The sequence below is a fragment of the Commensalibacter sp. W6292M3 genome (genome assembly GCF_016101315.1).
GTDB classification, from domain to species: Bacteria; Pseudomonadota; Alphaproteobacteria; order Acetobacterales; family Acetobacteraceae; genus Commensalibacter; species Commensalibacter melissae.
This window is the reverse complement of sequence record NZ_JACFQT010000007.1, coordinates 22,067-28,559: the sequence shown is the minus strand read 5'-3', so window position 1 is coordinate 28,559 and position 6,493 is coordinate 22,067. Positions and strand designations below refer to the sequence as shown.

3 protein-coding genes are annotated in these 6,493 nt (G+C 37.2%); 2 read left to right on the top strand and 1 reads right to left on the bottom strand.

Going from position 1 to position 6,493, the window contains the following annotated elements; all coding sequences use genetic code 11:
• The first annotated feature begins 305 nt into the window (after nt 1-305).
• Both H3T57_RS09020 and H3T57_RS09015 read left to right on the top strand, forming a co-directional pair.
• Entirely contained in the window at nt 306-1,757 is a 1,452-nt protein-coding gene (locus H3T57_RS09020) for a DASS family sodium-coupled anion symporter (protein ID WP_198194172.1), read from the top strand.
• Between the two features lie 222 nt (nt 1,758-1,979).
• Entirely contained in the window at nt 1,980-3,347 is a 1,368-nt protein-coding gene (locus tag H3T57_RS09015; RefSeq protein WP_155564858.1) for a hypothetical protein, read from the top strand.
• A 522-nt stretch (nt 3,348-3,869) separates the two neighbouring features.
• Here the strand turns inward: H3T57_RS09015 and clpB are convergent.
• Complete coding sequence (gene clpB / locus H3T57_RS09010; RefSeq protein WP_198194170.1) at nt 3,870-6,476, bottom strand: ATP-dependent chaperone ClpB; 2,607 nt, start codon at nt 6,474-6,476, stop codon at nt 3,870-3,872.
• Between the last annotated feature and the right edge of the window lie 17 nt (nt 6,477-6,493).

Genomic DNA, 6,493 nt, shown 5'->3' with positions numbered 1-6,493 from the left:
CGCTATATCAACCTCATCAACAGTAAAATAAAAAATGTTTCCAATAGCATCTGGTTTTATCTAAATTAGGCTTGATATTTTTGTAAGTCATTTACTTAAACGAAATAAAGGGTATACCTCCCCCTTTAATCAAGAACATTTTTTTGATGTTTAAAAATATCGTAACTATCTAAAAATAAGAAATAATTTTATAAAATTTATAACTAAAAGTTTACTAAAATTTCTTTTTAATAACCAAAAATTCATTACGAAATTTATTTTATTTCCAGCATATTATACATTTAAAAATAAATAAGGATCACGGTATGAGTAAGGCCCTTCGCTGTTTATGTCCTATTCTTGCAACATTAATCATCCTGATCATTCCAGTCCCTCATGGGCTTGAACCTCATGCATGGAGATTTTTTGCCATTTTTTTGGGATGTATTGTCGGGCTTATTTTAGAACCCCTACCTGGTGGCGCCATTGGATTAATCGGTATTTCCGTTGCTGCCCTATTTGGACCATATGTTCTATTTAGTTCCGAAGAATTGGCCCAGCCTGGATTTAAACCAACCGTCAATGCATTTGAATGGGCTGTTTCAGGATTTTCCAACCCAACCGTATGGCTGATTTTCGGAGCATTTACCTTTGCACTCGCCTACGACAAAACAGGACTAGGAAAACGCATCGCCTTATTACTCGTTCGATCACTTGGTAAAAATACTTTGGCTCTAGGATATGCAATTACTTTTACAGATACAATCCTTGCCCCCTTTACCATATCAAGTACCGCACGTAGTGCTGGCATTATTTATCCTGTTCTTAGTCACCTACCTCCTTTATATAATTCCCGCCCTTTTGATTCATCACGAAAAAAAATTGGTACATATTTAATGTGGACAGGAATTGTTTCAACTTCCATTACCAGTTCATTTTTTATGACCGCACTGGCACCTAATCTTTTGTCAATCAGCATGGTCAATAAAATCATCGGCATTAATATTACATGGATGGAATGGTTTATGGTAACCTTACCAGCCTGCTTTGTCCTGATTACCATTTCTCCCTTATTGAGTTATCATCTTTGTAAGCCGGAAATTAAATCCAGCACTGCCATTCCAACCTGGGCCAATAAAGAATTACAACTGTTAGGATCCTTAACCGCAAAAGAAATGTTACTGGTTTTTTTTGTAACTTGCGCACTGCTTTTATGGATTTTAGGTGGGAAATTTATTACACCTCCACTGGTAGGAATTGTTGTGGTTTCAGCAATGTTAATTAGCCAATTATTAACATGGAATGATATCGTGGAAAATAAAGCTGCATGGAATATTTTCACCTGGTTGGCAACCTTGATCGCCTTTGCTTCCGGATTAAACAAATCAGGCTTTATTAATTGGTTTGGTCAATTAATTAGCGTTTATATCATTCATTTTTCACCTCTCGCAGCAATGATTCTACTTTTATGCATTTACTATAGCCTACACTATTTCTTTGCAAGTAATACCGCCCATGCGGCTGCATTATTACCCATCTTCCTCGGGGCCGCCAATCACATTCCTGGAATTAATATTCATCATTATGTTTTGTTGATCCTTCCCCTTTTAGGATTTATGGGAATTGTCACTCCCTATGCCGCTGAACCAAGTGCTGTCTATTATGGAAGTGGGTTTATCCCTAATTCGGTTTGGTGGAGACTAGGTTTTATCTTCGGTCTTCTTTTCCTTGTCACCTGGTTGTTTATTTCCATTCCATGGGTTTTAATGATATCATAGAACAATAATCAAAACCTTATCAGATGTAGGAAACTCAGGTTTTTGCGATTGCAAGTATTAAATTAAATATTTTTTGAGATGTAACTATCATTAAATTTGTGATATATGTTTTTCCAAATAGCGGAAAAATTTTTGAATAATTTACAAAACAAATATTAATTAAATTTTAACTTCAATTTAATTACAAATAATTAAACTATGTAAAATAAATAAGGTAGCTATATGCGTATTAAATTTGTTGTTTTTTATACTGAAGGCAACCCAAATGACGAAGGAAGTGATTTAACAAAAGTTGTCAGAACTGTTCGATCACTTGTCGAAGAAGCTGGCCACGAATTCGATGCTTATACACCCAAACGACTATATCAAATGGGTGCGGGAGAATTAGTTAAAGCATATCCTGATAAATACAATCTGGGAAATAATCCTAATACACACAAATTTGGATTATTCAGCTGGAAACCCTTTACTATTTTGCATGCTCTTTCAACCATGGAAAAAGATGATGTCATTTTTTACCTTGATGCAAATATTGCCAAATACCCAACCCTGCGCCTTGTTATACAAAGTATAAATACGATTATCAATAAAGCCTTGAATTTTTGTGATTTTTATATTGGCAGGGAACTTACAGAACAAGTTTTAAAAGCCTCTGATTTTTGTTCCATCAGACAAATTGAAGAAATAGGGGGAAATTCACTTTTTGTTCAAAATTTTCCTTTACTGATTGCCAATAATATTATTGCAAAAGTGTCTGATTTTGCATTTGATATCTTACTGGACTGGTTGGCAATGTGCAGGGTAAAAGAATATATTCTTCCTCCTACAAAAGAAGAAGAAAAAAGCCCCAATTTCAAATGGTTCTGTGCCGACCAATCCATATTAAATATGATTATTGCCAGGCATATTGAAGAAGGTTTGCTACCTTGGTTTTTCCCCAATATTTGTCATGGTAGATCCAATAATTTTTCCATTCCAAATAATGATCACATTCAATATTTGTCCCATTCAACGGAAGTTATTTGGAACAGACCGAAATTCAGAGAGCAACATCAAAAACAGATTGCAAGTACACAAATCTTTCTTGATAACATTTGTAATTCAAAAACCATTGGAAATCCATGGATAACATTAGATTACAATTTAAAAGACTGGCAAGCTGCTGATGATGCAACCTTTACACCTTTAGAAAATGATAATTACGCTTTTGCAGATGGCGACCAAAATAATTATCATCTAATCCGTATTCATGATCCAAAATTACAGAATATGGAAATTGATCTGGAAATCATAGCAAAAAAATATCCCTCTTCAGACCCCAAAATTGGTATGCATATTCAACAATGGGGGGGAATAGATTTATGCACAATCTATGAAAATAATGATAAAACGATACATCCTCATACAGTATTTGCTACTGCAACACCTTTAAAAAACAATTTTTATATGTATCATGTTAGATTTTTTAACTATCATGACACCTTATCAATAGGAACCGGTTGTCCTCAAGGACATTATTTGGGTAAAAATAATAAGCAATTTGAATTTAGCTCAATAAAAATAAAAAGACGGTTTATTAACCCATTATAAATATATATTTTAAAATTAATTTTAATAACTAATAATTTAATTTTTAGTTATTAAATAATTTATTAATATTTATGATATGAAAAAATTAAAAGCGATCCAATTTTATAAATTTAATTGTTAATTTTAGAAAAATATAAGAAAACTTCAATATGTTAATCAGACTGTTTTACCTATAGATTTTATATATAAAAATTACCAAATTAATAGATTATCTGGAACAACTATAATTCTATAAAGAATATTCTCATATAGAATCTATAAAAGATTAAACCCATCCAATGAAATGACAAAAGACAAGCAAAAGTTTCTATTAGTCAAACCGATCAATTTTTGTCAGCATAGATGCCTATCGAACATCCAATTTCATGATGAACAAAAGGTAAATCTTTTAATTCCCATAATAAAAGACATCCTATCAGATCAAACTTATTTATCTGTCCGTATATTATACAAGCTAAACAATATTTAATATAATCATAAATAAAAACTGGTTGAAATGAACTCAACCAGTTTTAACGAAAATCAGGCTTTGTCTATAACTGATTTACCCTGAATTAATAAACCAGCCTCATTGGCACTGATTGAAATAGTATCCCCATCATAAACATCGCCTTGCAACAATAATTCTGCCAATTGATTTTGCAAATTTCGTTGTATGACACGTTTTAGAGGACGTGCACCATAAACCGGATCATATCCAGCCTCCTCCAGCCACGCATGTGCTTTTTCATCCAGATCAAGCCTAATTTTACGATCCTCAAGCAATCCTTGTAAACGCTGTAATTGTATATCCACAATTTTTGCCATATCAGCCTTTTGCAATCGACTGAACAAAACAACTTCATCCAAACGATTGAGAAATTCAGGACGAAAGTGGGCACGTACAACTTTCATAACTTCAGCCTGTACAAGCTCTGTTGACTCACCTTCTGTCTGATTAGCCAAAATTTCAGAACCAAGATTGCTTGTCAAGATTATAATCGTATTACGAAAATCTACGGTTCGCCCTTGACCATCTGTTAAACGTCCATCATCAAGAACCTGCAATAATACGTTAAAGACATCCTCATGAGCCTTTTCAACCTCATCAAACAAAATAACCTGATAAGGTCTCCTGCGAATAGCCTCTGTCAAAACGCCCCCTTCTTCATAGCCAACATAACCTGGAGGAGCACCAATCAGCCGTGCAACCGCATGTTTTTCCATGAATTCACTCATATCAACACGCAATATCGCTTTTTCGTCATCAAAAAGGAATGAAGCAAGCGCTTTTGCCAGTTCGGTTTTACCTACTCCAGTTGGACCCAGGAATAAAAAAGAGCCAATAGGCCGGTTTGGATCCTGCAATCCTGCCCGCGCCCGACGTACAGCATTTGCAACCGCTTTCAAGGCGGGTTCCTGTCCTACGACACGTTTACGAAGCTCGTCTTCCATTCGTAAAAGCTTAGCCCTTTCCCCTTCCAGCATTTTATCCACTGGAATACCTGTCCACCGAGATACAACTGCCGCGATCTCATTTTCAGTCACTGATTTGGAAACCAAATTCGCCTGATCTGGATGTTCATGCTGTTTGGTTTGCAAACCCTCAATTTTCTTTTGAAGTTCTGGAATAACACCATACATCAATTTAGAGGCTTGGGCCAAATTACCTTGGCGTTGTGCAACCTCAACTTCTGAACGGGCCTGATCCAGCTGTTCCTGCAATTTTTGAACATCATTAACCTTATTCTTTTCAGCATGCCAGGCCGCAGTCATTGCATTTGATTTTTCTTCTAAATCAGCAATCTCAACCTCCAATGCTTCCAAACGGTCACGACTGGCTGAATCTTCCTCCCTTTTCAAAGCTTCACGCTCAATTTTTAGTTGAATCAAACGACGATCCAGCTCATCAAGCGCTTCTGGCTTGCTATCAATCTGCATCCGTAACCGACTTGCGGCTTCATCTACCAGATCAATTGCTTTATCCGGCAAAAATCGATCTGTAATATAACGATTGGATAAAGTTGCCGCTGCCACCAGAGCACTATCACTGATCCGAACCCCGTGATGCAATTCATATTTTTCAGAAATACCCCGCAAAATTGAAATCGTATCCGCTACTGATGGTTCCCCGACAAAGACAGGCTGAAACCGCCGTGCCAAAGCTGCATCTTTTTCAATATATTTGCGATATTCATCCAGGGTTGTCGCACCAATACAATGCAAGGTGCCACGTGCCAGCTCAGGTTTAATGAGATTTGATGCATCCATTGCTCCATCACTACGACCCGCACCAACCAATGTATGCATTTCATCAATAAACAATATGACTTTTCCAGCCGCAGCTTCCACTTCTTTTAATATAGCCTTCAAACGTTCCTCAAATTCACCCCGATATTTAGCCCCTGCAACCAAGGCACCCAAATCCAAGGCTAATAACTGTTTATTCTTCAATGCCTCTGGAACGTCACCATTTACGATCCGTGATGCCAAACCTTCAACAATTGCAGTTTTACCAACTCCAGGCTCACCTATAAGCACAGGGTTATTTTTGGTACGTCGAGCCAAGACCTGAATCGTTCGACGAATTTCCTCATCTCTCCCTATCACTGGATCCAATTTTCCTTGCCGGGCAACCTCTGTCATATCCCGTGCATATTTTTTTAACGCATCAAAGGAAGCCTCCGCATTCTGGCTGTCAACCTTACGACCTTTCCGAATAGTATCAATCGCTCTTGCCAGATTTTGAGCTGTAACACCCCCTTTTTGAAGGGCCTGACCAGCTGGTGTTTCAGATGCAGCCAAGGCAAGTAACAGGCGATCCTGAGCAACATACTCGTCCCCGGCCTTCGTGGCCTCTTTTTCCGCGCCATCCAAGACACGAACCAATTCTGGCATGGCTTGAGGCTGTCCAGCACCATCGCCCTGAACTTTTGGCATGGAATCCAATGAATGTTCAACCGTTGTTTTGACAATGGCGGGTTCCCCGCCAGCTGCACGTATCAAGGAAGCTGCGGCTCCTTCCTCATCATCCAATAACGCTTTCAATAAATGCTGAGGCGTTAATTGCTGATGAAAATCACGAATTGCAATTGTCTGTGCCGCTTGAAGAAATCCTCTTGAACGTTCAGTAAATTTTTCGATATCCATAAATTTATGTCCCTTTT

Excerpts from the sequence above, each read along its gene's own strand:
- H3T57_RS09020 (WP_198194172.1), top strand. The coding sequence starts at position 306 with ATGAGTAAGGCCCTTCGCTGTTTATGTCCTATTCTTGCAACATTAATC.
- H3T57_RS09015 (WP_155564858.1), top strand. The coding sequence starts at position 1,980 with ATGCGTATTAAATTTGTTGTTTTTTATACTGAAGGCAACCCAAATGAC.
- clpB (WP_198194170.1), bottom strand. The coding sequence starts at position 6,476 with ATGGATATCGAAAAATTTACTGAACGTTCAAGAGGATTTCTTCAAGCG.